This is a genomic window from Streptomyces sp. WMMB303 (assembly GCF_029351045.1).
Classification (GTDB): domain Bacteria; phylum Actinomycetota; class Actinomycetes; order Streptomycetales; family Streptomycetaceae; genus Streptomyces.
In genome coordinates this window covers 4942902-4959233 of the sequence record NZ_JARKIN010000001.1, presented here as the reverse complement: position 1 = coordinate 4959233, position 16332 = coordinate 4942902, and the positions used below count along the sequence as shown (strand labels likewise).

Genomic DNA, 16332 nt, shown 5'->3' with positions numbered 1-16332 from the left:
GCCCTGATCGCCGCCATGACCCTCCAGGAGAAGGTCTCCCAGCTCTTCGGCGTCTGGGTGGGTGCGTCCGACGAGGGAGGCGAAGTCGCCCCGCTCCAGCACGACATGGAGGAGGCCGTCGCCTTCGACGACCTGCTTCCGCACGGCCTCGGACAGCTGACCCGCCCGTTCGGAACAGCCCCGGTCGACCCCGGCGTCGGTGCTCTCTCGCTCCTCCGTACCCAGCAGCGGATCGTGCGCGCGAACCGGTTCGGCATACCGGCACTGGCGCACGAGGAGTGCCTTGCCGGCTTCGCCACCTGGGGTGCGACCGCCTACCCGGTACCACTGTCCTGGGGCGCCACCTTCCATCCGGAGCTGATCCACGAGATGGCCGCCGCGATCGGCCGTGACATGAGTTCCGTCGGCGTGCACCAGGGACTCGCCCCGGTCCTGGACGTCGTACGCGACGTGCGCTGGGGCCGCGTCGAGGAGACCATCGGCGAGGACCCGTACCTCGTGGGCACCATCGCCACGGCCTACGTACGAGGACTGGAGTCGGCCGGGGTCGTCGCCACGCTCAAACACTTCGCCGGCTACTCCGCCTCGCGGGCGGGCCGCAACCTCGCCCCCGTCGCCATGGGGGCGCGCGAGCGGGCCGATGTCATCCTGCCCCCGTTCGAGATGGCCGTGCGCGAGAGCGGCGTCCGCTCGGTCATGCACGCCTACACCGACACCGACGGAATCCCCTCCGCGGCCGACGGACAGCTGCTGACCGGTCTGCTCCGCGACACCTGGGGCTTCGAGGGGACCGTGGTCGCCGACTACTTCGGCATCGCGTTCCTGAAAACCCTGCACGGCGTCGTGGCATCCTTCGGGGAAGCGGCCGGGGCGGCACTCGACGCGGGCGTGGATGTGGAGCTGCCCACCGTCAAGGCGTTCGGCGGCCCGTTGACGGACGCGATTGCCCAGGGGCTCGTATCCGAGGAACTGGTGGATCGTGCAGTACGCCGAGTGCTCGTCCAGAAAGTTCAGTTGGGGCTGCTCGACGCGAGCTGGAATCCGGTGCCGCCAGTGCTCTGCGCAGCCGAACAGGCGGACGGTTCCGCAGGAGGCACCCCTGACGCACTGCGCGGAACGGTCTGTCTCGACACCGGTGAGAACCGGAAGCTCGCTCGTCGGGTTGCCGAACAGGCCCTCGTCCTGCTGAGCAATGACGGTACTCTGCCCCTCGCGGCGGGCTCGAGCGGCGACGCGCCTGCCCGTATCGCGGTCATCGGGCCCAACGCCGAGAATCCGACGGCGGTCCTGGGCTGCTACTCCTTCCCCGTCCATGTCGGAAACCGGCACCCCGGCACCCCACCGGGCATCGAACTGCCCACCCTGCGTGCGGCATGCGCGGCGGAGTTCCCCCGCAGCGAGATCGTCGCCGCGCAGGGCGTCGACATCGACGGCACGGACACCGGCGGAATCGAGGAGGCAGCAGAGCTGGCCAGGGGAGCAGATCTTGTGATCGTGGCCCTGGGCGACCGCGCCGGCCTCTTCGGGCGCGGAACGAGCGGGGAAGGATGCGATGCCGAGAACCTGGCCCTCCCCGGTGTCCAGCAGCAATTGCTCGATGCGCTCCTCGACACGCACACCCCTGTCGTCGTGGCCCTGCTCGCCGGACGCCCCTACGCCCTTGGGCGTGCGGTGCACGAGGCAGCCGCGATCGTGCAGTCGTTCTTCCCCGGTGAGGAAGGCACGAGGGCCATCGCCTCGCTTCTCAGCGGCCGCACCGAACCGTCCGGCCGTCTGCCCGTCGGTGTCCCGAGCGGTCCGGGAGCGCAGCCCTCCACATACCTGGCGGCGCGGCTCGGTCATTCCAGCGAGGTGTCCAGCATCGACCCGACCCCGGCATTCGGTTTCGGCCACGGTCTCACGTACACCGACTTCGAGTGGAGCGATCTGCAAGTGCAGTGCGGACGGACATCCACAGAAGGGGAGTTCGCTCTTTCCTGCACCGTCCGCAACACCGGTGTGCGGAAGGGCGTCGAAGTGGTGCAGGTATATCTTCACCAGCCGGTCGCCTCCGTGGTCCAGCCGGTGCAGCGCCTCGTCGGATATGTGCGCCTCGACCTGGATCCGGGCCGGGCAGCCCGGGTGAACATGGCGATCCCGGCGGACCTCGCCTCCTTCACGGGCCGCGAGGGTCACCGGATCATCGAGCCTGGGGACCTCGAACTGCGGCTGGGCACATCGAGCACCGACCCGCGCTTCACGGTTCCGGTCACGCTGACCGGGCCGGTGCGCGCGGTCGATCACACCCGGCGCCTGCACATGGGCGCCTCGACTGCGCTTCTCACCGAGGCGACGTAGTCCGGTCCGCAGCACGTGGCAGCCGTCGCGGGCAACACCCTCGTCGGGGGCGGTTCCACCGTCTCGCGGCCGAACCGTCGGTGAGGGTTCCGAGCCGGCGCCGACGGTGTGTGGGGCCGGTTGCCCTGTCGTCCTGGTGCCCCGCCGCTGTGCGAGTGCACTGCGACTGTCCGCTGTGCCGAGCGGGGGCAGAATCCCGTGAACATTTTGCGGCCGGTCGTCATCTCATCCGGTGTAGCGGACCAGCGCTCTCGACCGGCAGTCCTCCTGGAGGGGGAGAGGCAACTCGGCTCTCAGGAGGGCCGTCGAGGCTTGCGACCGCATGTGACGTGGAACCGACCGGATGCGAGGGAAGCAGCGGATGAGCTTTGGAGAACGCCGGGCCGAGCGTGGTGGGGCTCTGCCCGCAGAACATCGGCAGCCCGTCTCACGACCATCGGAGCCGCCCTCGTGATGGCGACCGTCGGTGGGCTGACCACCGGGATGTTCGCCCACCCGCAGCAGGCGGGTGCCGCGGAGCGAGCAGAGGAGCCGGCGGTGCAGCAGGCCGAGGTGGCGGAGGACCTCAACGGGGACGGTTACGCGGACCTGGTGAGCGGTGCCCCCGGAGGAACCGTCGGCGGCAAGGCGAAGGCCGGCTATGTGGCTGTCACCTACGGTTCGGCCCAGGGCCTCGACACCTCGGACAAGCAGCTGGTGAGCCGTTCGACGAGCGGTGTGCCGGGGGCGGCCGCGGCCGGGCAGCAGTTCGGGAAGTCCTTCAGCAAGGGGGACCTGGACGGTGACGGGTACGCCGACCTGATCATCGGCTCGGCCGACGCCTCGGCCGGCAGCGTCGTCCTGTGGGGTTCGGCCAAGGGGCTCACCGGCGGCACGGCCATACCCGGATTCGGGACGACGCCGCAGATCGGCGACTTCGACGGCGACAAGAAGGCCGACCTCGCCCTGCTGGGCGACCCGGGGACGAGCGGAGACGACCCGGTCGAGCAGCCCGCGGCCCTATGGAAGGGGCCTGTGACCCGTTCCGGAACCCCGGCCGAGAAGCTCGACTTCCTGGACCGGTCCGAGTGGGACGACGAGAACAACAGCGCCACCTCGATCAGCGGCCCTTCGACGGCCCGTGGGGTGGCCGACGTCAACGGCGACGGCCGGCAGGATCTCGTCTTCCGGCGTTACGAGGGCGACGGCGTGTACAGCAGCGACGCCCTCCTCGGCAGCCCCTCCGGCTTCACCGTCTCCACCGGTCCGACCGACGGCGGCGGGGACATGGACGCGGGCGACGTGGACGGCGACGGGTTCGACGACCTCGTGGTGAGTGCCGGAAGTGACCTGTTCGACGAGGTCACGGTCGTCTTCGGCACGAAGGAGGGCCTGTCCTCCAGCCGTCGGCAGACGTTCGACCAGAGCCTCGAGGGCTTCCCCGGCGAGGCGCCTTCATCCGGCGAGATGCTCGGCTCCTGCGTCTCCGTCGCGGATGTGACCGGCGACGGTCGCGCCGAGGTCGCCCTCGGCATCCGCTGGAAGGGCAGCGGGGACACCAACGACGCGGGCGCGATCGCCCTGTTGCACGGTGCCGGGACGGGCGTCACGGGCAAGGGCAGCCAGTTGCTCGACCAGGACAGCCCGGGCGTGCCCGGAGTCGCCGAGGAGAACGACGAGTTCGGCGCGGCCTGCGCACTCCTGGACGTCGACGGTGACGGACACCGTGACGTCAACGTTTCGTCGACGAAGGAGAACGACTCCTCCGGCGCCGTGTGGTCGCTTCGCGGCACGGCTACGGGCGTCACCACGGACAGCGCCGCTTCCTTCGGGCCGAGCGATCTCGACGCGCCCGTGAGCGGAGCGCGGTTCGGAAGCTCGATGCGCTGACCCGGTTGTGTCGGAGGAGCGTCCGGCGCAACCGGGGCGGTCTCCGCGGGTGACTCGGTGAAAGCTCAGGTCGGAAGCGCTCGATCTGAGTTTTCACCTGTCATGGGCCGGTTCGCCGGTCGTTCCGGTGTGGGGAGGGGGATGGCAGGCGCTTGATCCCGGTCGAGGGCAGGGAGGGCCGGCCCACGTGAGGTCGCGACGCTCTTCAATCGGACTCTCCTCCAGAGGCTGCTCAGCCACCGAGCACGAGGCTGCGTCGGCGGAAGCCGGCCACGCCCACCGCGGCGAGCACCGTGGCCAGTGCCGACATGGCCAGTACCGGAGCCGCGGTGAGCGACTCGGCCGGAAGGTCGGGCAGGTGGGTGAAGGGCGAGATGCCGATCAGACTGTCCGGCAGGTCCAGCAGGGTGCCGAACTGCCCGATCACCAGGCAGACGGCGAACGCCGCCCAGGACACGGTCGCCGCACCGCGTGGCAGCACTCCGAACGCCGCCAGCGCGAAGCCCGCCAGAACTGCGGTGGGGGCGAGCTGTGCGAGCGTCGTCTCGAGCAGGTCTCCCAAAGCTCCCGTCAGGTCGCCCGAGACGGCGCCGTAGGCCAGCCCCGTGCTCAGCCCGAGTCCGGCCAGGACCAGTGCCGTGCCCAGCAGGGCGACGAACGCGTGCGCCAGCACCCAGTGCGTCCGGCTCACGGCCGTCGTCAGGACGGCCTCGGTCGGTCCGTTCTCCTCGTCGGAGCGCAGCCGGACGAGTGACTGGACGGTGAATCCGGCCACCACCACCGAGAGCAGTCCCATCATCCCGGCGAAGTACGCGTTCACCAGGTCTCCCTCGCCCCCCAGGTCGCGGACGAACTGTGCGCTCTCCTCGCTGCTGAAGAGGTCTTCGACCTGGTCGCCGATGCCGCCGAAGACCGCGCCGAACACGGCGATGCCCACGACCCAGCCGAGCAGCAGGCCGCGCTGCAGGCGCCAGACCAGCCCGATCGGCTTGAGCAGCGAGGAACGCGCACGGGCCGCGCCGCGCCGTGCGGGAAGCATTCCGGTGCCGACGTCCCGGTGGACGCTCAGCTGTACGGCGATCAGCACACTGACGGCGGTGCAGAGCAGCAGCAGCGCCACGGGCCACAGCCGGCTCTCTCCGTAGGGGCGCAGCTGCTGTCCCCAGCCCAGCGGGGAGATCCAGCTCGGCCAGGCGGGGTCGACCGTCACCTTGTCCGATGCCGTGTTCCCGAAGGCGTCACCCGCGGCGCGCAGCAGAAAGGCGGTGGCGAGGAGGAGCCCGCCGAGTCCGCCGGCGGCGCGGGCACTCTCGGTCAGCTGGGCGGCGATCGAGGTGAGGCCCGCGAAGGCCATGCCGACCGTGCCGAGCGCCACTCCGACCAGTACGGACCCTCCTACCGGCATCCCCGTGCCGAGCAGGGCGAGGGTGCTGAGCACGATGAGTGCGACGTTTGCCAGCGCCGCGAGCAGCAGGGCGGCGGTCAGACCGGCGTGCCTCCCCACAGCGGTGGATCCGACCAGTTCGGCCCGTCCGAGTTCCTCGTTCTGCCGGGTGTGCCGCACCACGAGCAGGATGTTCATCAGGGCGACGAGCACACAGGTGAAGACGAGGCCCTCGGAGACGGTCAACGCTCCTGAGCCGGCGCCGGGGGCCGGGCCGGTGAACGCGCGGGTGACCACGTTGTCCGCGCGGACCTGGGCGTTCTCCAGCCGTGCGGCGTCGGAGTCGTAGAGGCCGGAGATGCTGTTGCCGATGGAGGCGAACAGCGCCGCGAGGCCCGCCACCCACAGCGGCAGTCGGAGGCGGTCACGCCGCAGCGCCAGCCGGGTCAGTACTCCGGTACCCGTGAGCGCGCTCATCGTGCACCGACCGCCGTCTCGGCGGGCTCGTCGGCCGACTGGTCGCCGTAGTGCCGCAGGAACAACTCTTCGAGTGTCGGGGGAGTGCTTGTCAGTGAGCGGACGCCGAGCGAGGCCAAGTAACGGTGGATCTCACCGAGTCGGGCGGTGTCCGCCTCGAACTCGGCGTGGTGGCCGTCCACGACGAGCTGGTGCACCCCGGACAGCGACCGGAGGTCCGCGGGGGCTGTCTCGGTCTCGACCTTGAGCGAGGTGCGGGTGAGGTGGCGCAACTCGGAGAGAGTGCCCGATTCGACCGTCCGGCCCTCCCGGATGATGCTCACCCGGTCGCACAGCTTCTCGACCTCGGCCAGGATGTGGCTGGAGAGCAGGATGGTCTTGCCGGCTCGGCGGAGCTCCTGGACGCACTCCTGGAAGACGGCCTCCATCAGCGGATCCAGTCCGGACGTGGGCTCGTCCAGGATGTAGAGGTCCACGTCGGAGGAGAACGCGGCCACCAGTGCGACCTTCTGCCGGTTGCCCTTGGAGTAGGTCCGCATCTTCTTGCCCGGGTCGAGGGCGAACTTCTCCAGGAGTTCCCGCCTGCGGGTGTCGTCGAGTCCGCCGCGCAGGGAACCCAGCAGGTCGATCGCCTCTCCACCGGTCAGATTGGGCCACAGATTCACGTCGCCGGGCACGTACGCCAGCCGCCGGTGCAGTTCGACCGCGTCGTTCCACGGGTCGCCACCGAGCAGAGCGGCCTGGCCGGAGTCCTTGCGCAGCAGTCCGAGCAGAACCCTGATGGTGGTGGACTTGCCGGCACCGTTGGGCCCGAGAAAGCCGTGGACCTCTCCGGAGCGGGCCGTCAGCCGGAGGCGGTCGAGGGCCGTCGTGTCCCCGAAAGTCTTCACCAGGTCGCGGATACTGATCGCGACACCGGGATCACCACCCGGCGACGGGACGTTGGTCAGCATTGCAAAGCTCCTTGCCGTTCTGCCTACCTCTGGTAAGTAGAGCGTAGCGCAGAACTGACCAGAGGTAAGCAGGGGAAAGAAAATGGACCAGCGGACGACCACGCGCGAGCGGATCCTGCACGAGGCGGAACAGCTGTTCGTCGAGCGCGGCTACCACGCGACGGCGCTGCAGGAGGTCGCCGACCGCGTGGGGATCACCAAGGCTGCGCTGTACTACCACTTCTCCTCCAAGGCGCAGATCCTCGGAGACCTGCTGGATCCGATGACGAGCGAACTGGAACAGGTGCTGGGAGACGCGCTCGGCCAGCTGGAGGCCGGGGGGATCGCGGCCGTGCGCGGCACCCTGGTGACAGGGTGGCTCGATGTGTTCCTGCGGTATAGGAACACCCTGGTCACGCTGCTGCGAGAGCTGCCCGCCACACCTTCGGACTCCTTCAGCCGGCTGCTGCGGACGATGGAGCACGGCATCGAGGTGGGGGCCGGCTCGGGTGCGGGGATCCCCGAGCGCATCGCCGTCGCGCAGGCTGTCTCAGCCGTCACCGACCCTGTCGCGCTCATGCCGCAGCTCTCCAACGAGGAGCTTCGGGGCCACCTCCTCGCCGGGGCGTGGCGGCTGCTCCCGGAGTCCGGGCCCGACGCCCGGCGGGCAGGCGGCGGGCGCCCCAGGGCGGTGAGCGAGGCGGATGCGGCGCTGGCCCGTCAGCTGCACGCGTCCGGTGAGCACACGGTCGACTCCATCGCCGCACGGCTCGGTGTGTCCCGCGCCACGGTGTACCGGCATCTCAAAAAATAAAGGTCTCTTTGTGAGACAGTTTTGAGACGGCGGGTGGTGCTCGAGCGTCTTCGACCTCGTGGGCCGGCCGGAGCCCAACGGTCCCGACGGTCCCACCGCCCTGCTCCATCCCGGGGAGGCCCCACCGGCCTCCGGGCAGCGAGCCCGGCGCCTGGCGACAGTCCGCTCGGGGACGTCGCCAGGCGCCGGGCCGCTCGTACGGTCTGCCGCGTGCCGGGGGTCAGATCCGCGTCATGGTCGAGGTGTATCCGCCTCCGCCGGGGTAGACCCAGTCGCCGGTCGCGGTGGTGCCGTCGGCGCTGAACGTTCCTTCGTAGTAGGCCGGGCTGCCCTTCGCACCGGCCCAGATGGTGAGCTTGTCGCCGACCAGCTCGTAGACGTAGTCGAATGTGTTGCCGGTCGAGTCGTAGTACCGCGACACGACGTCCGCACCGGTCGGCTCGCCGAACGGGCGCAGGTTCCCGATCAGCTCCATGCCGGTGACCTGCTCGCCGAACTGCGTGAGCTCCACGTGCTGGATCAGGAAGTACCGGCCGGGCATCCACTCGTACCGCACGGTTCCCTCCGCTCCGCCGGTGACCGCCCAGGTGCCGGCCAGGCGGTCCAGGGCCCGCAGCTCGGCGCTCGGCGGAATGGTCTCAGACATCTCGTCCTCCTCGATGGGGTCTTGCGGTCACCTCGGAGCCGCCCACCCGTCCTCGACGCCGAACACCAGTGAGGCAGGTCACATGAATGCCGTGTCGAGATCCCGGCCCCGGCGACGAGGTGTCCGCGAGACCTGTCAAGGAGGAAGCCATGACCGCCCCCGCTGTCGCCACCGCCCGCAACCCGGACCGTCTGCTGGCCGCCGGAGCTCTCGCCGGGCCGGTCTTCGCCGCGTCCGCCGTCACCCAGATGCTCACCCGTACGGGCTTCGACATCACCCGGCACCCCATCAGTCAGCTCGCCACCGGCGGTCTCGGCTGGATCCAGATCGCCACGTTCGTGCTCGCGGGCCTCGGCGGTCTCGCACTGGCCGCCGGCATCGGACACACGCTCCACGACGGAGTCGGGCGGCGGGCGCTGCCGGTCTGCGTCGGGATCTTCGGCGCCGGGCTGATCGCCGCGGGAGCCTTCACCATGGACCCGGAGAACGGTTTCCCGCCGGACACCCCGGACCGGCCGGTCGCCGAAATGTCCTGGCACGGGATCGCGCACTCGGTCTCGGCCGCCGTCGCCTTCACCGCGCTCGCCGTCGCCGCCGTCGTGCTGGCCGTGCGGTGCGCGCGCCGCCGTGCGGCACTTCCGGCCGTACTGAACGCCGTCGCCGCGCTCGTTCTGGTCCTGCCCATGTCACAGGAGCACATGAGTGTCCAGATCGCCGTCAACGGCCTGGTCGCCTTCACCTGGACAACCGTCGTCGCGACATCCCTGCGGCGCACCCCGTGACCCGCTCTACCATCACCGGACGAGAGTGAAAGGCAACCGCGATGAAGTACCTGCTGCTCGGCTATACGCCGGCCGCCGCCTGGGACGCCGCGACCGCAGAGGAGCCGTCCCCGGAGGCACTGGCGGCGTTCGCCGTCTACCGGAGAATCGAGCGGGAGCTGCTCGACACCGGTGAACTCCTCAGCACCGAGGGCCTGGGCCACCCGGCGGTCAGTACCACGGTCCACCGGACGCCGGACGGCACGACGGCGACCGACGGGCCGTTCGCCGAGCTGAAGGAAGTGCTGGCCAGCTTCGCCGTGATCGACGTGGTCGACCGGGAACGGGCCGTGGAGATCGCCTCGCGGATCGTGGAGGTACTGGGCGAGCCGATCGAGATCCGGCCGGTCATGGGCGAGGACTTCACCGCATGACCGGAGGGTCCCCGCCTGGCCCGGTGCGGCAGCGCGCCGTGCCGGGCCGATGGGCGGTGGTCCGGTGAACGGCGGGCCGAACGCCGCCACCGACGTCGAGAGCCTGCTGCGTGCCGAAGCACCCCAGGTCCTCGGTGCGCTGGTGCGGCGCTTCGGCCGCTTCGACACGGCCGAGGACGCGGTACAGGAAGCGCTGCTGGCGGCGATCCGGACATGGCCGGCCCACGGCGTACCGGAGGATCCGCGCAGCTGGCTCATCCGGATCGGCTACCGGCGGATGGTCGACTTGCTCCGCTCCGAGCGGGCCCGGCACCGACGTGAGCAGGACGCGGGCAGGGCCGAACTGGCCATGGCGGGATCCGATCGCCGGGAGGATCCCCCGCGGGAGACCGACGACAGCCTCACCCTGCTGCTCCTGTGCTGCCACCCTGCGCTGAGCCACACCTCGCAGGTGGCGCTCACCCTGCGCGCGGTCGGCGGCCTGACGACCGCCGAGATCGCGCACGCCCACGGAACCTCCGAGGCCACCATGGGGACGCGGATCAGCCGCGCCAAACAGCAGCTCACCCGGGCCGGAGCGCGCTTCACCGCACCCACCGCCGCCGACCTGCCCGCCCGGATGAATGCTGTCATGCGGGTGCTGTACCTGATCTTCAACGAGGGGTACGCGGCCTCCGCCGGCGACGAACTCGCGCGCCTCGACCTGACCGCCGAGGCGATCCGGCTGACCCGGACGCTCGCGGTCACCAGGCCGCACGACGCGGAGGTGACCGGACTGCTGGCGCTGATGCTGCTCACCGAGTCGCGGCGCGCCGCCCGTACCGGCGAGGACGGCCGGCTGCTGCCGCTGGACGAACAGGACCGGACCCGATGGAACCGCTCCCTGATCCAGGAGGGCACCGAGTTGATCGACACGGTCTGGAATCGTGGCGAGACGGGGCCGTACCAGCTCCAGGCGGCGATCGCGGCTCTGCACGCCGCCGCAGCTTCGCAGTGCACGGACTGGCCGCAGATCGCCATGCTGTATCTGTGGCTCGAGCGCCTCACCCCGACCGCGCCGGTGCGGCTGAGCCGGGTGGTCGCGGTGGCCCGTGCCTTCGGTGCGGCCCGCGGGCTGGCGCTGCTCGACGACCTCAACCGGCGCCACGGGCTGGACCGGGCTCCTCTCACCCGGCAACGGGAACGCGCGGTGCGCGCACACCTGGTGCGGATGACAGGTGACTCGGCCGCTGCCGCGCTCCTGTACCGCGAGGCGGCAGCGCTGACCGGCAACCAGGTCGAGCGCCGCTACCTGCTCGACGAAGCCGACCAGTTGATCTGACCGGTCCGACGCCGGGGGCGGCCGCTGTCGGCACCGGTTCGGCGGTGCGCGGCACCGCGTGCGGGCTCGGAAGCCGGAGCGGCGCCGCGACACGAGGCCCTCGACGGCTGGTAGCGCCTCCCCGCGACATGGAGACCGCCCGCGGGGCCCGGTCAAGAGTGCCGAGGCGCGCGCGTGCGGGTTCCGGCCGGATGCGGGGACGGGTGGGGCGCTCTGAGCGCCGTCGGGTGGCCGGATTCCGACCCCGGCGGCTCCCTCCGAGCCGAGCGGGAGCCCCTGTGTCGCCGTCACGTCGTGCACAAGAGTCCTTCACCGGACCTTCGTAGAATGGCCCGGACCCACCGGGTGGGAGCAGGTGGCGCGTTGTCCGTCCCCTGACGCGATGTGACGATGAGCGCGCCCGGCGACCGGCGACTGCGACACCCCCGTCACAGTGCACCGAACTGCCGGTCGTGCGCTTCGGGCGACACCGGGAGGAGTCGGATTTCGATGATGCGACGGAGATTACGCAGAGCCGTCACCGCAGCCGCCGGGGTGGCGGCAATGGCTCTCACGGGGCTCGCCGCGACACCTGCGGCAGCCGCCGCGTCCGCGCCGTCGGCCGGTGCGGAGGCGCCAGGGGCGTCCGCGTCCGGTTTCTGGGCGTGTACGGTGCCCGCGGGCAAGACCTATACGGACACCGACCGGCGTTTCCTAGGGGACTGCAACCCGAGCGGCTACGGCACCAGCTACTACGTCGTCGACCCCGCCGACGGCATCTGGGCGTGCACGGTGCCCTCTGGATTCACCTACGACGACACCGACCGGCGCTACCGCGGTGCCTGCAACCCGCAGGGTTACGGCACCGCCTACCGGCTGCGCGAACCCCGCACCGGGATCTGGGCCTGCACTGTCCCGTCGGGCTTCTCCTACACCGACACCGACCGGCGCTTCCTGGGCCCCTGCAACCCGCAGGGCTACGGCACCAGCTATCTGCTCGTGGGCTGACCGGCCCGAGGGCGCGGTGGCCCGGCCCGCGGGGGGCGGGTCACCGGCGGCTCTGCCCGCACCGGCGCTGAGGAGCTGCGGTGTCCTCCCGGCGACGGGACAGCCGGCCTCGCCCGCCGACAGCCGAGCACGACTCGTCGGCAACCGGAAGGACGGGCCGCGGCCGCGACGAACCACGGCCTTCTCCGCGCAAGTCGCAAGTCGCCCACGGCGGGTCCGCTTTCGGCTGCGGCAGGACGAAGTCCCCCTTCACCCGGCCGAAATCCGGGAGCGCGTCCGCACCTGAGGTCGTGCCGGCGTACGGCATACGGAACGGGCGCCGGAACCGTCGGCGTGTGGTGCGGCCGTCGTCCGGCGGCGGCACACGTAACGTGGCGGCAGGTGGCGGGCGTGCCCGGCGGGCAGCGTGGTCCGGACCGGCTGCCGGTCGCCGGGAGGAGGAGAGATGGACGCGGACGCCTGGGACGAGCGGTACTCGGCCGCGGAGCGCCTGTGGCCGGCCGAGCCCAACCGGTGGGTGGCCCGGGAGGCGTCCGGACTGACGCCGGGCCGGGCGCTGGACCTGGCCGCGGGGGAGGGGCGCAACGCCCTGTGGCTGGCCGGACGCGGGTGGCGGGTGGACGCCGTCGACTTCTCACCCGTCGCCGTCCGGCGCATCGCCGAGGCCGCGGAACGTCGGCAGGCGGAAGTGCGGGCCGTGGAGGCCGACGTCACCCGGTACGCCGCCGAAGACGCCGTGTACGACCTGGTTCTCCTCTCCTATCTCCATCTCCCTCCGCAGGAGATGACGCGGGTGCTTGCCCTGGCCTGCCGGGCCGCCCGGCCCGGCGGCACCCTGCTGCTGGTCGGCCACGACGTGGCCAACCTCGAGCACGGGACGGGCGGGCCGCAGGATCCGCAGGTGCTGTCCAGCGTGGAGGGGGTCGAGGCAGCCTGGGAACCGTGCGCCGATGTCGTCGTGGCCGAGGTCGCACGCCGCCGGGTGGGCGATGCCGAGGCCCTGGACACGGTGGTCCGCGCCGTCCGCCGGTGAGGTGGCCCGACGGGTTCCGCCGCGCACTCCGCCTCCCGGCCTTCCCTGCCTCGCTGTCCCTCTTGGCGTACCACCGCCGTGCTTCTCCGCCGTCTTGTTTCCCCCGCCGCCACTTTTTGACATGTGCATGAGGTTTCCATGTCCGGTCGGTGCGGCCGCTCTGCTCCGCGGTGTCACCTGTGACGGATACGGGTGCGGGCGTCGCCGTTCCGGTCCGCCGGGCCCCACTGCCGGCGGGCGACCCCGACCTCTTTCCCCGCCCTGTCCGGGGTACCCGGAGGCGGTGGCGCAACAGCGTCGGCGGTCTCGGGCAGCCGCTGCGGAATATACCCCCCGGGGTAAGAGTGTTACGCTGAACGGCATACCTACGGGGGTAATTTTCTCGGGAAAGGAGTACCTCGGTGTTCTTCGTCGACACGATCGAGATCGAGGGCCTGGGCAACCGCAGCTACCTCGCAGGTGGGGCGCGCACGGCGGTGGCTGTGGACCCGCCTCGCGACATCGACCGGGTCCTCACGGCTGCCGCCCGGCGGGGGGTGCGCATCTCCCACGTGGTGGAGACGCACATCCACAACGACTACGTCACCGGCGGCCTGGAGCTCGCCCGGATCACCGGAGCCGACTATCTGGTCCCGGCCGGTGCGCGAGTCTCGTTCTCCCGGGTCCCGGTCGCCGACGGCGACACCGTCGACATCGACACGGACCTGACGTTGGCGGCTGTGACGACCCCGGGGCACACCCCGCACCACACCGCCTACGTACTCGGTGAGGCGGGGCGTCCGGTCGCCGCGTTCACCGGCGGCTCCCTCCTCATCGGCACCGTCGGCCGCCCGGACCTCGTCGAGCCGCGGCTGACCGAGCAGTTGGCGCACGCCCAGCACGCCTCGGCCCACCGGCTCGCCGACGCCCTGCCCGATGAGACCGCGGTCCTGCCCACGCACGGGTTCGGCAGCTTCTGCTCCTCCGCCCAGGCCGACGGCGACACCACGACCATCGGAAAGGAGAAGGCCGCCAACACGGCCCTCACCTCCGACGCGGACACCTTCGTCGCCGAACTGCTCGCCGGACTGGAGGACGTGCCCGCCTACTACGCGCACATGGGCCCCGCCAATGCCCAGGGGCCCACTCCAGTCGACCTGACCCGGCCCGCGATCGCGGATCCGGACGAGATCGCCGCGCGGCTCGCGGCGGGTGAGTGGGTGGTCGACCTGCGCCACCGGGTCGCCTTCGCGGAGGGCCATGTCGCCGGCTCGTTCAACTTCGAGGCGGAGGGCAAGCTCGCCACCTACCTGGCCTGGATGATCCCGTGGGGCAAGCCGGTCACGCTGCTCGCCGACTCGGCGGAGCAACTGGCCGCCGCGCAGCGGGAACTGGTCCGCGTCGGCATCGACCGGCCCGCCTCCGCGGCGACCGGCGGTCCTGCGGCCTGGCTTCGCGACGGGGAGAGCCCCGCCTCCTTCCCCCGGGCCACGTTCGCGGAACTGGCGGCGCGGGACGAGGAGGACATCCTCGTCCTCGACGTGCGCCGCGACTCCGAGCGCGCCGCGGGGTGGATAGCGGGGTCGGTCCACATTCCGATCCACGAGGTGCACAGCCGGCTCGGTGAGGTGCCCGGCGGAACGGTCTGGGTGCACTGCGCCGGTGGCATGCGCGCCGGTATCGCCGCTTCGCTGCTGGATGCCGCCGGGCGGCGGGTCGTCGCCGTGGACGACGGCTTCGACGCGGCCGCCGAGGCCGGACTGACCGTCGTCACCGGTTGAAACGGGCAGGGGCCGGACGGCCCGGCTCCCTGCCGCGCCCGAAACGAGAAGCGAACGAGAAAGGCGACGTCGACGATGTCCCTCTTCCGTAGGAGCGCACCGCGCTTGTCCGTGGACGAGGCCCGCACCCGCACCGCCGGGGACCGGGCGGAAGCGGTTCTGCTGGATGTCCGCGAGCAGCCCGAGTGGCAGTCGGGGCACGCCCCGGGTGCCGTGCACGCCCCGCTGACCGGGCTGACTGCGGGTGCGGCTCTGCCCGCGGCGGCACAGCGCCGTCCGCTGGTGGTGATCTGCCGCAGCGGGCACCGCTCCCAGCAGGCGGCGAAGCTGCTCAGCGAGCGGGACGCGGACGCGGTGGACGTCGAGGGCGGCATGAACGCGTGGGCCGCCGCCGGGTTCCCGGTCGTCGACGAACGCGGGAACACCGGCTCGACAGCGTGAGCCTCCTGATCGTCGCCCTGATCGCCGGGGCCGTCGTCGGCCTGGCCCTGGGAGCGCTCGGGGGTGGTGGCAGCGTGCTCGCCGTCCCCGCGCTGATCTATCTGCTGGGGTTCTCCCCGGCCTCCGCGACCACCGCCAGCCTGATCATCGTCACCGCGACCTCGGTCACCGCCCTGTACGTGCATGCCCGGGACGGCAACGTTGTGTGGCGGACCGGGACGCTGTTCGCGGCCGCGGGCATCGTGCCCGCGTTCCTGGCCGGCGCTGCAGCGGGCCGTCTCCCCGCAGCCGCACTCACCACCGCCTTCGCGGTCATCGCCGCGCTCGCCGCCCTGCGCATGCTGCGGCCCGCGGACTCCGAGCCGCCCGAGCGGATACGTCCCGCCAAGGCGGCGGGGGCGGGTGCCGGGCTGGGAGCCGTGACGGGCTTCCTCGGCGTCGGCGGCGGGTTTCTCGCGGTCCCCGCGCTGGTGGGGGTCCTCGGGCTGCGGATGAAGCAGGCCGTGGGCACGAGTCTGCTGGTCATCACCGTGAACTCGCTTGCCGCGCTCACGGCCCGGGCGGGCGGTGGCGGGGACCTGCGCTGGGAGGTGATCGCCCCGTTCACCGGAGCCGCGATCCTCGGAGCCTGGGACGGGAAACGCCTGGCCACGAAGATCACCGGCCGTTCTCTGCAGCGGACCTTCGCCTTCGTCCTGCTGGGGGTGGCGGTCTTCATGCTCGTGGACGTGATCGTCTGAGCGCGCGGGCCGCCGCGTACCCGGGACAACCGACTCGGCACGGTCGGGCTCGGGGCGGTGGCCCCGGGGCGGCCGGGTCAGGCCAGGGAGAGGAAGAGCTTCTCCAGCCGGGCGCGCATCTCGTCCCGGTCCTCTCCGGAGCGGCTGCCGTCCTCCACCTCGGTCAGGCACTGCTGCAGCCCGGTGGCGATGATCGCGAATCCGGCCCGGTCCAGCGCCCGCGACGCGGCCGCCAACTGCGTGACGACCTCCTCGCAGTCCCGCCCCTCCTCGATCATCCGGATCACCCCGGAGATCTGGCCCTGCGCCCGGCGCAGTCGGTTGAGGACCGCCTTCAGTTCCGCTGCCGCCAGATCAAGCTCCATCATCACTCCTCATGGAATACCCCTGGGGGTA

The 16332-nt window shown here is 71.4% G+C and carries 15 protein-coding genes; 11 read left to right on the top strand and 4 right to left on the bottom strand.

The genetic code is table 11. The features are described from left to right. Positions 1–15: 15 nt before the first annotated feature. Together P2424_RS21855 and P2424_RS21850 are read left to right on the top strand one after the other, a co-directional pair. Positions 16–2337 carry a glycoside hydrolase family 3 N-terminal domain-containing protein gene (locus P2424_RS21855; protein ID WP_276477449.1) on the top strand — a complete coding sequence of 774 codons (2322 nt, stop codon included), beginning with the start codon at positions 16–18 and terminating at the stop codon, positions 2335–2337. 453 nt (positions 2338–2790) lie between these two features. Then, the gene (locus P2424_RS21850; RefSeq protein WP_276477448.1) at positions 2791–4206 is read left to right on the top strand and encodes an FG-GAP-like repeat-containing protein; all 1416 of its coding nucleotides are present in this window, start codon (positions 2791–2793) and stop codon (positions 4204–4206) included. A 232-nt stretch (positions 4207–4438) separates the two neighbouring features. Here P2424_RS21850 and P2424_RS21845 read toward each other — a convergent pair whose 3' ends face one another. Together P2424_RS21845 and P2424_RS21840 are read right to left on the bottom strand one after the other, a co-directional pair. Continuing rightward, entirely contained in the window at positions 4439–6067 is a 1629-nt protein-coding gene (locus tag P2424_RS21845; RefSeq protein ID WP_276477447.1) for an anibiotic ABC transporter, read from the bottom strand. Further along, positions 6064–7020, bottom strand: a complete 957-nt coding sequence (locus P2424_RS21840; RefSeq protein WP_276477446.1) for an ABC transporter ATP-binding protein — start codon at positions 7018–7020, stop codon at positions 6064–6066. Before P2424_RS21840 ends, P2424_RS21845 begins: the two co-directional genes overlap by 4 nt. Positions 7021–7102: 82 nt before the next feature. On the opposite strand from P2424_RS21840, the gene P2424_RS21835 reads away from it, so the two are divergent. Continuing rightward, entirely contained in the window at positions 7103–7813 is a 711-nt protein-coding gene (locus P2424_RS21835) for a TetR family transcriptional regulator (protein ID WP_276477445.1), read from the top strand. Positions 7814–8033: 220 nt separating this feature from the next. On the opposite strand, the gene P2424_RS21830 is transcribed toward P2424_RS21835, so the two are convergent. After that, positions 8034–8459 carry a hypothetical protein gene (locus P2424_RS21830; protein WP_276477444.1) on the bottom strand — a complete coding sequence of 142 codons (426 nt, stop codon included), beginning with the start codon at positions 8457–8459 and terminating at the stop codon, positions 8034–8036. Between the two features lie 149 nt (positions 8460–8608). On the opposite strand from P2424_RS21830, the gene P2424_RS21825 reads away from it, so the two are divergent. From P2424_RS21825 to P2424_RS21790, 8 genes are all read left to right on the top strand, one after another. Beyond that, a complete protein-coding gene (locus P2424_RS21825; RefSeq protein ID WP_276477443.1) occupies positions 8609–9241 on the top strand; it encodes a DUF998 domain-containing protein in 633 nt (210 codons plus the stop codon). Between the two features lie 41 nt (positions 9242–9282). Next, positions 9283–9654 (top strand): YciI family protein, encoded by a 372-nt coding sequence (locus P2424_RS21820; RefSeq protein ID WP_276477442.1) that lies wholly within the window; start codon positions 9283–9285, stop codon positions 9652–9654. A gap of 49 nt (positions 9655–9703) precedes the next feature. Further along, complete coding sequence (locus P2424_RS21815) at positions 9704–10975, top strand: sigma-70 family RNA polymerase sigma factor (protein WP_276477441.1); 1272 nt, start codon at positions 9704–9706, stop codon at positions 10973–10975. A 543-nt stretch (positions 10976–11518) separates the two neighbouring features. After that, entirely contained in the window at positions 11519–11962 is a 444-nt protein-coding gene (locus P2424_RS21810; protein ID WP_276477440.1) for a hypothetical protein, read from the top strand. Between the two features lie 445 nt (positions 11963–12407). Further along, the gene (locus tag P2424_RS21805) at positions 12408–12995 is read left to right on the top strand and encodes a class I SAM-dependent methyltransferase (protein WP_276477439.1); all 588 of its coding nucleotides are present in this window, start codon (positions 12408–12410) and stop codon (positions 12993–12995) included. Between the two features lie 401 nt (positions 12996–13396). Continuing rightward, positions 13397–14755: an MBL fold metallo-hydrolase gene (locus tag P2424_RS21800; RefSeq protein WP_276477438.1), complete on the top strand. Its 1359-nt coding sequence runs from the start codon at positions 13397–13399 to the stop codon at positions 14753–14755. 75 nt (positions 14756–14830) lie between these two features. Beyond that, entirely contained in the window at positions 14831–15196 is a 366-nt protein-coding gene (locus tag P2424_RS21795) for a rhodanese-like domain-containing protein (RefSeq protein WP_276477437.1), read from the top strand. Next, a complete protein-coding gene (locus tag P2424_RS21790) occupies positions 15193–15936 on the top strand; it encodes a sulfite exporter TauE/SafE family protein (RefSeq protein ID WP_276477436.1) in 744 nt (247 codons plus the stop codon). Before P2424_RS21795 ends, P2424_RS21790 begins: the two co-directional genes overlap by 4 nt. A gap of 77 nt (positions 15937–16013) precedes the next feature. Here the strand turns inward: P2424_RS21790 and P2424_RS21785 are convergent, their stop codons facing one another. Beyond that, a complete protein-coding gene (locus P2424_RS21785) occupies positions 16014–16301 on the bottom strand; it encodes a metal-sensitive transcriptional regulator (RefSeq protein WP_276479071.1) in 288 nt (95 codons plus the stop codon). Between the last annotated feature and the right edge of the window lie 31 nt (positions 16302–16332).